The sequence below is a fragment of the Sphingomonas sp. TDK1 genome (genome assembly GCF_001650735.1).
Classification (GTDB): Bacteria; Pseudomonadota; Alphaproteobacteria; order Sphingomonadales; family Sphingomonadaceae; genus Sphingomonas.
This window is the reverse complement of record NZ_LXVY01000016.1, coordinates 58,240-74,164: the sequence shown is the minus strand read 5'-3', so window position 1 is coordinate 74,164 and position 15,925 is coordinate 58,240. Positions and strand designations below refer to the sequence as shown.

Annotated in this window: 12 protein-coding genes and 2 tRNA genes; 9 read left to right on the top strand and 5 right to left on the bottom strand. The window is 66.1% G+C overall.

Annotation, left to right across the window (positions count from 1 at the left end; all coding sequences use genetic code 11):
* From A7X12_RS10400 to A7X12_RS10390, 3 genes are all read right to left on the bottom strand, one after another.
* A complete protein-coding gene (locus A7X12_RS10400; protein ID WP_064311559.1) occupies positions 1-597 on the bottom strand; it encodes a hypothetical protein in 597 nt (198 codons plus the stop codon).
* Between the two features lie 105 nt (positions 598-702).
* Entirely contained in the window at positions 703-1,305 is a 603-nt protein-coding gene (locus A7X12_RS10395) for a methyltransferase family protein (RefSeq protein ID WP_064311558.1), read from the bottom strand.
* Entirely contained in the window at positions 1,302-3,020 is a 1,719-nt protein-coding gene (locus tag A7X12_RS10390; RefSeq protein ID WP_064311557.1) for a M1 family metallopeptidase, read from the bottom strand. The genes A7X12_RS10395 and A7X12_RS10390 overlap by 4 nt, the downstream gene beginning before the upstream one ends.
* Positions 3,021-3,235: 215 nt before the next feature.
* Here A7X12_RS10390 and lon point away from each other — a divergent pair, with 215 nt between their 5' ends.
* The 6 genes from lon (at position 3,236) to A7X12_RS10360 (ending at position 11,950) form a co-directional block, all read left to right on the top strand.
* A complete protein-coding gene (lon, locus tag A7X12_RS10385; RefSeq protein ID WP_064311556.1) occupies positions 3,236-5,692 on the top strand; it encodes an endopeptidase La in 2,457 nt (818 codons plus the stop codon).
* Positions 5,693-5,852: 160 nt separating this feature from the next.
* Positions 5,853-6,125 carry an HU family DNA-binding protein gene (locus tag A7X12_RS10380; RefSeq protein WP_064311555.1) on the top strand — a complete coding sequence of 91 codons (273 nt, stop codon included), beginning with the start codon at positions 5,853-5,855 and terminating at the stop codon, positions 6,123-6,125.
* Between the two features lie 111 nt (positions 6,126-6,236).
* Positions 6,237-6,311 (top strand) — tRNA-Val (locus tag A7X12_RS10375).
* A gap of 133 nt (positions 6,312-6,444) precedes the next feature.
* Complete coding sequence (locus A7X12_RS10370; protein WP_064311554.1) at positions 6,445-7,335, top strand: DMT family transporter; 891 nt, start codon at positions 6,445-6,447, stop codon at positions 7,333-7,335.
* A gap of 188 nt (positions 7,336-7,523) precedes the next feature.
* On the top strand, positions 7,524-9,176 hold the full coding sequence (locus A7X12_RS10365) for a hypothetical protein (protein WP_064311553.1): 1,653 nt from the start codon (positions 7,524-7,526) through the stop codon (positions 9,174-9,176).
* 86 nt (positions 9,177-9,262) lie between these two features.
* Positions 9,263-11,950: a TonB-dependent receptor domain-containing protein gene (locus tag A7X12_RS10360; protein WP_064311552.1), complete on the top strand. Its 2,688-nt coding sequence runs from the start codon at positions 9,263-9,265 to the stop codon at positions 11,948-11,950.
* A gap of 48 nt (positions 11,951-11,998) precedes the next feature.
* Here the strand turns inward: A7X12_RS10360 and A7X12_RS10355 are convergent, their stop codons facing one another.
* Positions 11,999-12,664 carry a prolyl hydroxylase family protein gene (locus A7X12_RS10355; protein ID WP_064311551.1) on the bottom strand — a complete coding sequence of 222 codons (666 nt, stop codon included), beginning with the start codon at positions 12,662-12,664 and terminating at the stop codon, positions 11,999-12,001.
* 117 nt (positions 12,665-12,781) lie between these two features.
* Between A7X12_RS10355 and A7X12_RS10350 the strand changes: the two genes are divergently transcribed.
* The 3 genes from A7X12_RS10350 (at position 12,782) to A7X12_RS10340 (ending at position 15,173) form a co-directional block, all read left to right on the top strand.
* Complete coding sequence (locus A7X12_RS10350) at positions 12,782-13,957, top strand: ATPase, T2SS/T4P/T4SS family (protein ID WP_232318452.1); 1,176 nt, start codon at positions 12,782-12,784, stop codon at positions 13,955-13,957.
* A 57-nt stretch (positions 13,958-14,014) separates the two neighbouring features.
* Positions 14,015-14,091, top strand: a tRNA-His gene (locus tag A7X12_RS10345).
* Positions 14,092-14,123: 32 nt separating this feature from the next.
* Positions 14,124-15,173, top strand: a complete 1,050-nt coding sequence (locus A7X12_RS10340; protein ID WP_064311550.1) for a Glu/Leu/Phe/Val family dehydrogenase — start codon at positions 14,124-14,126, stop codon at positions 15,171-15,173.
* A 179-nt stretch (positions 15,174-15,352) separates the two neighbouring features.
* Here A7X12_RS10340 and A7X12_RS10335 read toward each other — a convergent pair whose 3' ends face one another.
* Complete coding sequence (locus tag A7X12_RS10335) at positions 15,353-15,925, bottom strand: TMEM165/GDT1 family protein (protein ID WP_064311585.1); 573 nt, start codon at positions 15,923-15,925, stop codon at positions 15,353-15,355.

The window sequence follows — 15,925 nt, the reverse complement described above, 5'->3', positions numbered from 1 at the left end:
TCACTTTTCCGACGGCGGCGTATCCAGCTTGGCCGGCCATGCCAGCCCCTTCAATAAGTCGACAAAGGCCTGCTGCAGGTCGCTGTTTCGTGCCCAACTGGCCCGGGCGGCGACCAGCCATGCGCCGCCTGCTGGGCAGAACAGATAGCTTTCGGAAGTGAGCGCCTGCTCCTTGCCGTCGAGCGTGCCGGTCATGGTGAAGCGCGCGTGATAGGCGGAATCCGGCACGCTGCCCGAAGGGGAGGGCCAGCGATCGTGCTCCACCAGCTTCACATCGGCATAGGCCTGGGCAACATTGCGCTCGATATCGGCGAAATTCGCCGCGCAGTCCCGCTCGGGCGGGGCGGGATAGACGTAGAGCGTCACGAAGCCGAGGTCACCATTGCGGCGCAGGGTATAGCCGGCGCTGACGTCCTGCTGCTCGGCATCATAAGCGTGCACGCGCGTACGCATCGCATTGCCCAGGCGCTCCGGGAACACCATGCCGGTGGCCGCATGTGTCCAGTCGCCCTCGGCACGGACGTCTTCCTGCGCCATCGTCGGCAAAGCAGCGAGCGTCAGCACGGAGCCCAGCACCATGCCGCAAAGCATCTTCATTCGTCACCCCGGCTAGTCGTTATGGATCTCGTGGTGCCGGAACAGGTTTGCAGAGCTGGACGACGGATGCAAGCCGGGGTGCCTGCGGCTGCGCCCGGATGCGGCTCAGAAGATCCCGGGAAGGAAGCGTTTCACGCGTGCCGCATAGGCTTGGTACTGGCGGCCGAAATGGGCGAGCAACAGGCTTTCCTCGGCCTGGATGCGGATCCAGGTGCCCCAGGCGAACAGGGGCAGGCCGAGGATCAACCCGCGCCAATGACCGAAGGCGACGCTTAGCGCCAGGAGCAGCGCCAGGAGCCCGGTATAGATCGGGTGGCGTATCACGGCGAAGGGCCCCCAGGTCACGAGGTCATGGTCCCGCCGGGTGCGGGCGCCGATGCTCCAGTTGCGCCCCATCGCGACGGCGGCCGAGATGAACAGGCTGACGCAGGTGCCGATCAGCAGTGCGACGACGACCGCTTGCCCCACCGCCGCCGCCGAAGCGGCCGGGAGGCTCGGGCGCAAGGGTCCTATGGCTACGAGAAGGAAGCCTGTCGCTTGCAGCACGATGCCCTGATTTGCGCTGCTGCTGCGATGCGCGACGGCCTCTCGCGCCGCGCCCTTGCGCCACCGGACAAAGACCAAGGCGGCGACGAACAGCAGCATGCCCAGCAGCAACGCCACCAGGCCCGGCGCGCCCACTGGCGCGGGATCGACGATGGCGATCATCGTTGCTGTCTCCACTGCTGCAGCGCTTCCACCGCTTCCGAACGGCGCAGGATATGGGCGTCCGGATCGACCACCACATGCGCGGAGGCTGGCACTGCAAGCGTCGCGGTGCCGTCCGGCATCGCCACTTTCTGCACCTTGCCGTCGATCGAGACGTCCACCGGCAGCGGGAAGGGGCGGTCGCCTGGCGTCTTCCAGCGCAAGGTCAGGCGATCGCCGCTGCGCTCGCGCACGAGTTCCGGCAGGGCCGCGGAATAAAGATAGACGTCGAAGAACCAACGCAGGTCCTTGCCGGTAACCCGGTTCACGATGCCGACATATTCGGACGTGGTGCCGAAGCGCGGCTTGAAATTGCCGGGCTTGGGATCCGGCCGGCCATACACGATGCGGCGGGTCACCTCGAAGAACTGGTCGTCGCCGATCAAATAGCGCAGCGTGTGGAGAACCCAGGCGCCCTTGTAATAAATGTCCTGCCCAGGACCGCCCTTGTCCTCCTCATACACCTCTTCCTCGGCGCGGATCTTGCCCGAGACGATGGGCGCCTTGTTGCGGATGGCAAGGCGGAACTCGTCCATCATCGCGGCATAGCGGGCATCACCTTCGCGCCACTGGCCGTAGAGCGGCTGCATATATTGGGTATAGCCCTCATGCAGCCAGTAATCGTCCCAGTTGCCCGCGGTCAGCTGGTTGCCGAACCATTCATGGCCCAGTTCGTGCTGGAAGATCTCGTCAAAGCCCGACGGTGTCTTGCGATAGTTGTTGCCATAGGCGTTGATGGTCTGGTGCTCCATGCCGAGATGCGGGGTCTCGACCACGCCCAGCTTCTCGTCGCCCCAGGGGAAGGGCCCGATCACGCTTTCGTAGAAGTCGACGGTGGGCGCGAACTCGGCGAACAGCGCCTTCGCCTTGGCCTCGCGCCCCGGCAGATACCAATATTGGAGCGGGAAGCTGTTGCCGAAGCGGCTTTTATATTCGGCCGTCAGCTCCTGATAGGGCGCGATGTTGATCGCCACGTCATACGGGTTGGGGCTCTTGGCACGCCAATGCCAGGTGGTCCGCCCATCGGCGAGCGTCTCCACCCGCAGCAGCTTGCCGTTCGACGGCGCCTTGAGGCCTGCGGGGATGGTAATGTGCAGGTCGACCAGATCGGGCTCACCCTGCGGAAAGTCCAGGCAGGGCCAGAACAAGTCGCAGCCATAGCCTTCGGCGGTGGTGGCGACCCAAGGCTTCTTGTCGCCAGGCGTGGTCGACCAGACCAGGCCGTCGTCCCAAGGGGCGCGCACTGCGACATGCGGTGTGCCGCCATAGCTGATCTCGGCCGTCACACGGTCGCCGGCCTTCAGGGGACGGGGCAGGGCGATGAATAGTCGCCCCTCTGGGTTGCGCCACTGTGCGGGCGCCAGCGCCCTGCCGTCGATGCGGATCGCGCTAACCTGCAGATTGCGATCGAGATCGATCTGCAATTCGTTTTGGGGTGCATTGGTCCGCAGGGTCAGGGTGGCTGTGCCATGGAGCGTGTACGTGGAAGGGACGACCTCAATGGCGAGATCGGCATGTTCCAGATGCAGGGCCGCGCGCGCCGGATCGATCGCTCCGCCCGAAGCCTGAGTCGTCGGCGTGATCGGAGGTTCGCCCCGCCTTTGCGCGTGGGCAGTGCCCGCGACTGCCAGCAACGCGAGGGTGGCAGCCCCAATCTTCGGCTTTATCAAATTCATCCCCAGAGCCTTGCGGGTGATCGAACCCTCAACGAATCAACATGCTGCGCGGCATGATAGCGATGCTGCACCGCATGGCGAGCGCGGAGATTCGACGGTCGGGCTGGCGTTTTCCACCGCAATCTGGGTTTATGCCCCGTTCTGATTGATGCGCTCGTTTCAGGCCCCATATATAAGGCTATGGTGCCCCAACTGGGGACCGACCCGGAGTTTTCATGAAGCAGTCCTATCCCGTCCTGCCGCTTCGCGACATCGTCGTCTTCCCGCACATGATCGTGCCGCTGTTCGTCGGCCGTGATAAGTCGGTTGCGGCGTTGGAAGCGGCAATGGCTGCCGACAAGGAGATTTTCCTCGTCGCGCAGCTCGATCCGGCCGAGGACGATCCCGGCCGCGAAGATCTGTACGATACCGGTGTGTCGGCCGAAGTCCTTCAATTGCTGAAGTTGCCCGATGGCACGGTGCGCGTTCTCGTTGCCGGCAAGGAGCGCGGCAACCTTCTCTCCATCGAGGAGACCGGCGCCTATCTCACTGCCCATGTGGAGCCGGTCGAGGAGGGCGACGCGCCCCTTGAAGCCGCGCAGGAAGGTGTCGACGAGGCCGGTTCGAAGCTGACGCCCGAGAATCTCAGCGCGGAGCTGAAGGCGCTGATGCGTTCGGTCGTCGAGCAGTTCGAGAATTATGCCAAGCTCAACCGCAAGCTCCCGGCCGAGACCGCGGTGCAGCTTGGCGAGCTGGAGGATCCGTCGCGCCTTGCCGATGCGGTCGCCGCCAACATCTCGGTCAAGGTTGCCGACAAGCAGGCGCTGCTGGTCGAGAACGATCCCCAGAAGCGGCTCGAAATGGTGTTCGCCTTCATGGAGGGCGAGCTGGGCGTGCTGCAGGTCGAGAAGAAGATCCGCAGCCGCGTAAAGCGCCAGATGGAGAAGACGCAGCGCGAGTACTACCTCAACGAGCAGCTCAAGGCGATCCAGCGCGAGCTGGGCAATGAGGGCGAAGAGGGCGAGGGCGACGAGGTTGCCGAACTCACCCAGAAGATCGCCACGCTCAAGCTCTCCAAGGAAGCCCGCGCCAAGGCGCAGGGCGAGCTGAAGAAGCTCAAGACGATGGCGCCGATGTCGGCCGAGGCCACCGTCGTGCGCAACTATCTCGACGTACTGCTGGGCCTGCCCTGGGGCAAGAAGTCCAAGCTGAAGAAGGACATCGCCGAGGCGCAGGGCGTGCTCGACCAGGATCACTATGCCCTGGAGAAGGTGAAGGACCGGATCGTCGAATATCTCGCGGTCCAGGCGCGCACCAACAAGCTGAAGGGGCCGATCCTGTGCCTCGTCGGCCCGCCGGGCGTGGGCAAGACCAGCCTCGGCAAGTCGATCGCTAAGGCTACGGGGCGCGAGTTCATCCGCCAGTCGCTGGGCGGCGTGCGCGACGAGGCCGAGATTCGCGGCCATCGCCGCACCTATATCGGCTCGCTGCCGGGCAAGATCGTGTCGAACCTGAAAAAGGCCGGCACCTCGAACCCGCTGTTCCTGCTCGACGAGATCGACAAGCTCGGCCAGGACTTCCGCGGCGACCCCGCCTCGGCGCTGCTCGAGGTGCTGGACCCGGAGCAGAACAGCAAGTTCAACGACCATTATCTGGAGATCGACATCGATCTTTCGGACGTGATGTTCGTGTGCACGGCCAACTCGCTCAACCTGCCCCAGCCTTTGCTCGACCGCATGGAGATCATCCGGCTGGAAGGGTATACCGAGGACGAGAAGGTGGAGATCGCCGAGCGACATCTGGTCGCCAAGCAGGTCGATGCGCATGGGCTGAAGGACGGCGAGTTCACGCTCACCAACGAAGGCCTGCGCGACCTGATCCGTTACTATACCCGCGAGGCCGGCGTGCGGACGCTGGAGCGCGAGATCGCCAAACTCGCGCGCAAGAGCCTGCGCAAGATCCTTGAGGGCAAGGAGACCCAGGTCACCATCACCCCCGAGAATCTTTCGGACTATGCCGGCGTGCGGAAATTCCGCTTCGGCGTGGGCGAGGAGGAGCACCAGATCGGCGCGGTCACCGGGCTCGCCTGGACCGAAGTGGGCGGCGAGCTGCTGACCATCGAAAGCGTCACCGTGCCCGGCAAGGGGGCGATCAAGACGACCGGCAAGCTGGGCGACGTGATGAAGGAATCGGTGGAAGCCGCGTTCAGCTTCGTTCGCGCGCGCAGCCCGAGCTACGGCATCAAGCCGAGCCTGTTCGCGCGCAAGGACATCCATGTCCACCTGCCGGAAGGCGCGGTGCCGAAGGATGGTCCGTCGGCGGGCATCGGGCTGGTCACGTCGATCGTCTCGACGCTTACCGGGGTGGCGGTCCGCAAGGACGTGGCGATGACGGGCGAAGTTACGCTGCGCGGCCGCGTGCTGCCGATCGGCGGCCTCAAGGAGAAGCTTCTCGCGGCGTTGCGGGGCGGCATCAAGAAGGTGCTGATTCCGGAAGAGAATGAGAAGGACCTCGCCGAAATCCCTGCGAATATTAGGGAAGGCTTGGAAATTGTTCCGGTGGCCCATGTCGATGAGGTGCTGCGGCTGGCGTTGACCGAGCCGCTCACCGCAATCGACTGGTCGGATGCAGATGAGCTCGCTACGCAGCCGCCGGCCGGCGTTCCGGCAATCGGAGACGCGCTGCATCATTGACATTCCGTAACTTTTCTGACGCAATTCAAGCCGAAAGGCTTTGACTCCGGCGGCTCGCCCGTGCTGACTCGCACGCCAGCGCAGCCGCCGCGACTCATTCGGCTATCCAATCCTAATCCACGCGGTATCCCGCATAAAATTCAAGGGGGTTTGCACCAGCATGAACAAGCAAGAGCTGATCGGTCAGGTCGCCGATGTTTCGGGTCTGGCCAAGGGTGACGCGGTGAAGGCCGTCGAAGCGGTGTTCGACGTGATCACCGGCGCGCTCAAGAAGGGCGACGAAGTGCGCCTCGTGGGCTTCGGCACCTTTTCGGTCAGCAAGCGCAAGGCCTCGACCGGCCGCAATCCGCGCACCGGCGAGGAGATGACGATCAAGGCTTCGAACCAGCCCAAGTTCAAGCCTGGCAAGGTGCTGAAGGACTCGGTCAACTAAGCGCCGAAAAATTTGCGGGCGGGGTGCGAAACGGGGCTGGACAGACCCGCGAGCGCACCGTAAAGGCCCGCTTCCCGTTTCGGCCGACACGGTTTTTACCGCCAGGCCAATGGGCGCGTAGCTCAGTGGTAGAGCACTGTGTTCACACCGCAGGGGTCGCTGGTTCAATCCCAGCCGCGCCCACCATATCGAAAAGCCCGTCGGACCCCGGTTCGACGGGCTTTTTCGTTGTTCGGCACTTTGCGAGGCGATAGGGGCTCGCCATCCCGAGTGCCGGTCTCGCTGATTGCCGCGCAGGGGCGCGGAGGAGACGAGTTCGATGTTGTGGGCGGGTGCAACGGTCGCGGCGGCGGCGTTCCAGGTGGCGCGCAACGCTTTTCAGCGCGGAATGATGGCCTCGAGCGGGCCATGGGGCGCTACGTTGGTCCGCTTCCTGTTCGGTCTGCCTTTCTCGACGGCGCTGATGCTGCTCGCCATTCTGCTTGCCGGACCTGCGCAGCTACACCCCGTTTTCGGCTGGACCTTCTGGTGGCCGGCACTGCTGGGGGCTCTGGCGCAGGTGCTGGCGACCGCGGCGTTGCTCCAGGCGATGCACCATGCGGGGTTCGCGGTAGGGACCGCGCTGCAGCAGAGTTCGGTGCCGCTGGCCGCGCTGGCCGGCCTCGTCGTGTTCGGGGACAGGTTGAGCGCCTTGGGGTGGATCGGCGTGGCGGTGACGACCGCGGGGCTGGCGGTGCTGGTCTGGCCGCGCAAGGTCGGCGGTGAAGGGCGACTGCTGCCGGGGGTGGTGTTCGGCATGATTTCGGGCCTGTTGTTCGGTCTGGCGCTCAACGGCTTTCGTCATGCCGGCCTCGCGCTGGAGCCGCGGCATCCGTTCTTCTCGGCGATGACAAGCGTCACCCTCGTGCAGGCGGTGCAGACGGTCGGCCTCGTCCTGTTCCTGTTGCGGCGCGATCCGGCGGCTCTGTGTGCGGTGTTCGCCGGGTGGCGGGGATCGCTGGGTGCCGGTCTGTTCGGGGCCCTGGCGTCTTCCGGCTGGTTTTTCGCGCTTAATCTGGCTCCGGCGGCGGCGGTGCGGTCGCTCGGCGTTGTGGAGATGCCGATTGCGGCCCTGGCAGGGCATCGGCTATTTCGGGAAGCGCTGAGCGCGCGTCAGGCGGTTGCTGGTGTGGCCGTTTGCATCGGGGTCGTCCTCACCGCGGGGCTTTGACGGACAAGGCCTAACCAAGCCCTTGTCTCCGAACTGTAATTTATTTGCCTCTGAAATGTCTCTGACCTCGCATGTTGGAGTCATGTCTTCCGCCTAGCGCGGCCCTGCGGCCGACGGGGGAACAGCCGAGTCGATCCCGCAAGAATCGCATTCGCGCACATACCGGCGTCCGCCGGAACGGAGACATTATGGCCAGCTTCAAACGCCTTGCCCTTATTCTGATGACGAGCTGCGCGGGGGCCGCGCTTTCGGCGTGCGACGGCGCGAACGACATTGCTTCGCCGGGCACGGGTGGCAACGTGATTATCAACAATCCGGCACCGACGCCCGCGCCGAGCCCGACCCCGACGCCGACCGCCACCCTGGTCACTCCGGCCACCGGCTGTCCGACGATCGCGGATCCCAAGGGCCTGACCGACGATGGCACGATCACCGGCCCGACCGGCACCTGGCGTGTCTGCACGCTGCCCTCGATCATTTCGCGCAGCGTCGAGCTGCCCAAGATCGCCGGCCTGCTCTACCAGATGAAGGGCCGCGTCGACGTCGGCTGCGACGGTGGTTTCTCGGCACCGACCTCGGGCGCCCCGCGCGCCAGCTCGACCGTGGGCTGCACCGCCGCCAACGGCTTCTCGCTGACCGGCGGCCAGCTCGCTGCCGACACCAACGTGACGCTGACCATCCAGCCGGGCGTGATCCTGTTCGGCGGCACCGGCACCTCGTGGCTGGCGGTCAATCGCGGCAACAAGATCAACGCGACCGGCACCGCCGCCGCGCCGATCATCTTCACCAGCCGTGACAACGTCATCGGCATCAACAACGATGCGTCGTTCGGCCAGTGGGGCGGGGTGGTGCTGATGGGCCGCGCGCCGATCACCGACTGCAACACCGGCTCGACCGGCGCGGGCACCTGCGAGCGCGCGACCGAAGGCTCGGCCGACCCGGCCGTGTTCGGCGGCGCCGACAGCGCCTACAATGCCGGTACGATGAAGTATGTCCAGATCCGCTTCTCGGGCTATGTGCTCGGCGCGGACAAGGAGCTGCAGGCGCTGACCACCGAAGGCATCGGCAGCGGCACGACCCTGGACTATATCCAGAGCCACAACAGCTCGGACGACGGTGCGGAATTCTTCGGCGGCTCGGTGCGCTTCAAGCACTATATCGCCACCGGCGCCGACGATGACAGCCTCGACATCGACACCGGTCTGCAGGGCCTGTTCCAGTATGTCCTGCTGATCCAGCGTCCGGGCCAGGGCGATGCGCTGATGGAAGTGGACAGCAACGGCGCCGAATCCGACACGCCGCGCCAGGTGACCAAGGTCGCCAACTTCACCGGCATCCAGAGCCAGGTGAGCAGCAACAACGAATCGAACGATCTCGCTTCGATCCTGCTGCGCGGCAATGCCGACCTGACGCTGGTCAACGGCCTGATCATCTCGCCGAACAACGAGTGCCTCCGCATGAACGGTTCGGGCACCACGCCGGCGACGCTGACGGCCCGTTCGGTGGCGCTGCAGTGCAACGCGACCAAGTATCTGGGCACCGGCACCTACAACGCCACCCAGGTCGCCACGGCGTTCGGCGCGGGTTCGAACAACAACAGCGACAGCTTCGTCAACACGCTGGCGAACCTGTTCGTGAACGGCACCGCCGAGACCGCGCTGGTCGCGACCGATCCGAAGACGCTCGACTCGACCGGCTTCTTCGACACGACCACCTGGGTCGGCGCCGTCCGCAACGCGCAGGACACCTGGTACGCCGGCTGGACCTGCAACTCGGGCTATGCCGCGTTCGACAACGCGACCGTGACCGGCCGCTCGTGCACCGCGCTGCCGACGACCTGAGGCCAAGCCTGACCTGACCGGAGGGCGGGGCGTGGCCGAGATGGGCACGCTCCGCCCTTTCCCGATGTACGAACTAGGGGTTCACGATGACCAAGTCGTTGGGGCTTGCCAGCCTGCTGCTCTTCTCTTCCGCGCTCGTCGCGCCCGCGATCGCGCGCGCGCAGACCGCGCCCGCCACGCCCGAGCCGCAGACCGGCCCGGCCACCAGCGCCGCCGACCAGCCGGTGGCCGCGCAGGATGCGCAACAGGAGGATACGCCGGACGTCTCCGTCCCCGGCGAGATCGTCGTCACCGGCCGCCGCGCGAACCTCACGCGCGACATTCCGCAGGTGGTGTCGGTCCTCTCCGCGGCCGACATCCAGCGCACCGGTGAAGGCGACATCGCCGGCGCGCTCGGCCGCGTCACCGGCCTCAGCGTGGTCGGCAACGGCTATGTCTTCGTGCGCGGCCTGGGCGATCGCTATTCGCTGGCGCTGCTCAACGGCTCGCCGCTGCCGAGCCCCGAACCGCTCAAGCGCGTCGTGCCGCTCGACCTGTTCCCGACCACCGTCGTATCCTCGTCGCTCGTCCAGAAGAGCTACTCGGTCAACTATCCGGGTGAATTCGGCGGGGGCGTGATCAACCTGACCACCAATGCCGCGCCCAAGCAGGGCTTCGTCACCATCAGCGGCGGCATCGGCGGCAACAGCCGCACGACCGGCCAGCTGGGCTATGTCTATGCCGGCGGCGGCCACGACTGGACCGGTTTCGACGACGGCAGCCGCAATCTGCCACCCGCGCTCCAGGGCTATTTCGACAGCGGCGCGCGGCTCAGCTCCGGCACCGTCGATAGCGGCGCGATCGCCAAGCAGCTGGTTACCGGCAAGAACGGCCTGCTCCAGCGCAACGCCAACCTGCCGCCCAACTGGTCCGCCAGCCTGTCTGCCGGCAAGTCGTGGGACGTGGGCGAGAACACGCTCGGCCTGATCGCCACCGCCGGCTACAGCAACAAGTGGACGGTGCGGGATTCGCGCCAGCAATATTCGATCACCCAGGACCTGTCCGTGCTCGAAAGCGATTTCGAGCGCGTGCTGACCGACAATCGCGTGGTGCTGAACGGCCTGTTCGGCATGGGCTTCGAGTTCGGCGACAACAAGCTGCGCTGGACCAGCGTCTATATCCGCGACACGCTGAAGAATTCGCGCCTCGGCATCGGCAAGCGCCACGGCAACGATGTGACCGACTTCCAGCAACAGGATACGCGCTGGTTCGAGCGCCAGCTGATCGACACCCAGCTGGTCGGCGAGTTCAAGCTGACGCCGAACCTCAGCCTCGACCTGCGCGGCAGCTATGCCAATTCCAAGCGCAAGTCGCCGAGCGAGCTGTTCTTCGAATATGTCCGCACCAACGTCGATGCGGATCCGTACGGCAAATATTTCATCAACCGCCTGAACAACGGCAATGGCGGCGACGCGACCGTAAGCTATTCCAACCTGAACGAGGACCTTTACTCGGCGGGGGCGGACCTGACGTTCAAGCCGATCACCGACCTGAGCCTCTCGGTGGGCTACAGCTATCTGAAGACCAAGCGCTTCAGCTCGCGTCGCGACTTCCAGTTCAGCGCGCCCAGCACCTTCCCGAACGCCGTCGCCATGCTGCGCCCGGACCTGCTGCTCGGCAGCGGGATCATCGACTTTTACAAGATCCAGCTGATCGAGACCAACGAAGGCAATCCGGCCTTCAACGCCTCGCTGCGCAACCATGCCGGCTATGGCCGGGCGGTCTATCAGATCACGCCCGAGCTCTCGATCGACACCGGCGTGCGCTACGAGACGGCGAAGGAAAAGGTGACGCCGGCGCAGGTGTTCAAGACGCCGGGCGCCAGCACCGCGGGCACGAACCTCAACAACGACTACTGGCTGCCGGCGGCCACGCTGACCTGGCAGTTCCGCCCGAAGATGCAGTTCCGCCTGAACGGATCGAAGACGATCGCCCGGCCGCAGTTCCGCGAGCTGATCTATCAATTCTATTTCGATCCGGAAACGAACCGCCAGTATCAGGGTAACCCGCTGCTGCAGGACAGCACGCTGTACAACGGCGAGGGGCGCTTCGAATGGTATATCAGCAACGACCAGCGCGTGTCGGCGGCGGCCTTCTACAAGCGGATCGACAAGCCGATCGAAGCCTTCATCACCGGCAGCGACACGCTGGTGACCAGCTATGCCAACGCGCCCAAGGCGGACCTCTACGGCGCCGAGGTGGAGGCGCAGAAGAAGTTCGGGCTGGGCGACTGGCTGAGCGGGCCCTTCTTTACCGATCGTGACCTGCTGCTGATCGCCAACTACACCTACACCAAGTCGAAGCTGAAGGTGCAGCAGGGCGACCGCACCGCCGTCTACGCGGCGTCGTCGACCAACGCGACCGACTATTTCCGGGATGGCGCGGCGCTTACCGGCCAGTCGGATCATCTGGTGAACCTGCAGCTCGGCATGGAGAAGAGCGGGCTGCTGTCGCAGCAGACCTTCATCCTCTCCTATGCCAGCAAGCGCGTCACCAGCCGGGGCATCGCCAACCAGAACCAGCCCGACGTGTATGAATATCCGGGGTTCAACCTCGATTTCGTCGCGCGCCAGGGCGTGATGGTGGCGGGCCATCAGTTCGACGTGAAGTTCGAGGCGCGCAACTTGACCGGCCGCCGGTACAAGGAACTGCAGTCGAACGGCACGCGGACGGTGGTCTACAACCGCTATTCGCCGGGAACGACGGTGCAGCTGTCGCTCTCGACCAGCTTCTGACGCCGGGAAGGGGGGAGGGCCCGGCGCCGAGGCGCACGGGCCCTCCGCTCACCAGCCCCAGGGGCGCTCGCGAAACCACTGGGTAATGACGTATTTGGTGCCCGCGCGCACCTTCATCGCGTGATGGATGGTCGCGGGGTTCACCGTGCCGTCGGGCCGCAGATTGTTCCAGGCGAGCAGCTTGCCGGGCTCGGGCTGGACGATCTTGTCGATCGCCTTGAACCGCGTGGCGCCGCCGGCTTCCACCGTGTTCAGGTACAGCATGACCGTCCAGGTGCGCTGGCCGGCGACGCTGCAATATTTCTCGAAATCCTCGCTGCCGGGATCGAAATAGTCGGTGTGCGCCTTGAACTCCTGGCCCACCGCATAGCGCTGGCCCTGCATCGGCTCCGCATGATCGGGGTTGAGCCCGATAAAGCCCAGGATGCGTGCCTTGAGATCGATCGCCAGCGGATCGTCGGCGGCGAGATCGCAGGTTTCGCTGGTGCGAAACGCATAGTCGTCGCCGGCATTTGCCAGCGTCGACGGGCGGCGCTCTTCGTCGATCCGCGCCATCAGTGCCCGGCACTGCCCCGCGTCGAGGAAGTTGCGCGCGACGAACAGCGTTACCTTGGGGCTCGGCACCCGTTGCACGCCGGGATAGGTCAGGATCCGCTCGACCACCGCTTCGGACGGGTGGCCACTGCCCAGATCGGGAGAGAGGGAGGTCTGCATCGGCGGACTTCTGCCAAAACCGGGGGCGGTGCGCCACCATGACGCGCGACTGTCACAAATATGCAGGTCGAGCGTCATAAACTATGCGTAGCGGAGCGGCGTCCAACGGGGGGCGTCGTGCAGATCGAAAGGGATCAGGAATTGGAAGCTGCCGAACTGGAGGCATCGCGGCGTGCTTCCGAGGGGCAGCTCCCCCTGAGCGTGCTGCTGCAGGACGCAGCGCAGCTCGAAGCCTCGCACATTCATCTGGAGCCAAGCGGGAACGGGATCGACATCGCGTTCCGCTCCGCGGGGCTGCTCCATGGCTATCGCGAGCTCGACGCCCTCCAGGGGGGCGTGCTGGTGCGGCGCATCGCGGCGGCGGCCGGCCTTTCGCCTGCATCGCCCTTGCCCCAGCGCGGCCGCCTGGCGTGGGACGAGGAGCCGCTCGACGTGTCGATGCTGCCGCTGCGGCGCGGGCAGCGGATCGTGTTGCAGCGTGCCGCGCGCAAGACCGGCCACCGCAAGCTGGAAGCCTTGGGGATGAGCTGTCCGCTCGCGCAGCAGGTGCGGGCGGCGCTCGACGGGGCCGGGCTGGTGCTCGTCGCGGCACCGGCGGGGCACGGGCGCAGCACGACGTTGCAGACGCTGCTGGGCCTTGCCGCCACCCGGACGCGACCCGGCCTGGGTGTGGCCGCTCATGTGCTCGGCGAATTGCCCGGCGTGGCCTGGGCCGATGCGTCCACCGTTGCGGCGGCGGAGACGGTGCGCGCGGCGGTGGAGCAGGACATCGACGTGCTGATGATCGATTCGCTTGAGGATCGCGCGGCGGCGGCAGCGGCGGTGCAGGCGGCGCAGGCGGGGCGGCTGGTGCTCGCCGGCGTGGCGGCGGCCGATTCGGTCGCGGCGATCCAGCAGATGCGCAGCTGGCGGATCGAGGCCTTTCATCTCGCCTCCGCGCTGAGTCTGGTGCTGGGGCAGCGGCTGATCCGGCGGCTTTGCGCAGCGTGCCGCGAGCCGGTGCAGGCAACCGGCTCGGTCTCGGCGCTGCTCGGCTTCGATCCCGGCACGATCGTGCATGCGCCTGTCGGGTGCGAGGCGTGCGGGCATAGCGGCTTTGCCGGGCATACCGGCGTGTTCGAGGCGATTCGGGGCGATGCCACGATCCGCCGGCTGATCAACGATGGCGGGGACGCGGCGATTCTGGCGCGGCATGCGTTCATCAGCGCACCCAATCTCGGCTCCGCGGCGCGGGCGCTTGCGCGGTCGGGCGTGACGACGCCGGAGGAGGCTGTTAAAATTTCGCGAGGATAATGCGCGTAAGGTTCTTGCGCTCCGCTTCGGAGCCCGCTAAGCGCGCACTCCTTCACGGCGACCATAGCTCAATTGGTTAGAGCGCTGGTTTGTGGTACCAGAGGTTGCGGGTTCAATTCCCGTTGGTCGCCCCACTTCCCCCCTTCATCACAGCGCGGATCCATCCATGATCACCGACTGGGGCTTTCCCGATTTCGACGACCACGAGGGCGTTCACCTCTTCTCGGATCGGGCTTCCGGCCTTAGCGCGATCATCGCGGTCCACTCGACCGCCTTGGGTGCGGCTGCCGGCGGCGTGCGCTTCTGGCACTATGCCGATCACCGCGCCGCGATCACCGATGCGCTCCGCCTCTCGCGCGGGATGAGCTACAAGAACGCGATGGCCGATCTGCCGATGGGCGGCGGCAAGGGCGTGATCCTCGCGGACAAGCCGGGCGCGGAAGTGACCCAGGCGCAGCTGGAAGCGTTCGGCCGCGCGGTCGAGTCGCTCCATGGCCGCTATGTGACCGCCGAAGACGTCGGCATGTCCGAAGCCCGCATGAAGGTCGTCGCGACCCAGACCAAGCATGTCTCCGGCCTGCCGGTGGCGGCGGGCAACGCGGGCGGCGATCCGGGCCCGGTGACGGCGCGCGGCGTCTATCTCGGCGTCAAGGCAGCGGCCAAGCGCGGGCTGGGTGTCGATACGATGGCGGGCGTGCGCGTCGCGATCCAGGGCGTCGGCTCGGTCGGCGGCGGGCTTGCCCGGCTGCTGGCGGCGGACGGCGCCAAGCTGACCCTGGCCGATGTGCACGGTGACCGCGCCAAGGCCCTGGCCGCCGAGCTGGGCGCCGAGGCGATCGACGCCGATGCGATCCTGACGCACGAGGCGGACATCCTCAGCCCGTGCGCGCTGGGCGCGATCCTCACCGAACAGTCGATCGCGGCGCTGAAGGTGCGCGTCGTCGCCGGCGGCGCGAACAACCAGCTCGCGACGCGCGAGGACGGCCACCGCCTGCATGCGCGCGGCATCGTCTATGCGCCGGATTATGTGATCAACGCGGGCGGCATCATCAACGTCGCGCTCGAATATCTGGGGCAGGGCGACCGCTCCGAGGTCGATGCGCGGGTCGAGAAGATCCCGGTGCGCCTGAACCAGGTGTGGGACGAGAGCGAAGCGACCGGCGATCCGTCGAGCGACGTCGCCGACCGCATCGCCCAGCGCCTGATCGGGCGGTAATCTTCTGAAATTCCTCCCCGGAACGGGGAGGGGGACCATGCGCAGCATGGTGGAGGGGCCGCGCCGCAAGGCGCGGTCTTTCGCGTTTGAAGGACAACCGCCGCGTGCTGCGGCGGCCCCTCCACCACGCGGCGTGCGCCGCGCGGTCCCCCTGTCCGTCCCGGGGAGGCGTTAGGCACTTACAACCAGCCCGCCGTCTGCGCCGCCAGCCACAGGCCGATCGCGATGAACAGCAGCGCCGCAATGCGGTGCACGGTCGTCAGCGGCACGCGGTCGATCACCGCCTTGCCGAGGAATACGGCCGGCACATTGGCGAGCATCATCCCCAGCGTCGTGCCCGCCGTCACCGGCAGCACCGCATGGAAGCGCGCGCCGAGCGCCACCGTGGCGACCTGCGTCTTGTCGCCCATCTCGACCAGGAAGAAGGCGATGGCGGTGGTGAGAAACGCACCGAACCGGGCAGGCTTGGGTGCTTCGTCCTCGTCGAGCTTGTCCGGAATCAGCGTCCACAGGCCCATCGCGACGAACGAGGCGGCGATCGCATAGCGGAACCAGATGCTGTCGAGCAGACCGGCGACTTCGGCACCCACCAGCGCGGCCAGGAAGTGGTTGGCGATCGTCGCGGCGAAGATGCCGCAGATGATCGGCACCGGCTTTTTGAAGCGGGTGGCGAGCAGGATCGCCAGCAGCTGGGTCTTGTCGCCGATTTCGGCGAGCGCAACCACCGCGGTGGAGGTGAGCAGGGCTTCCAA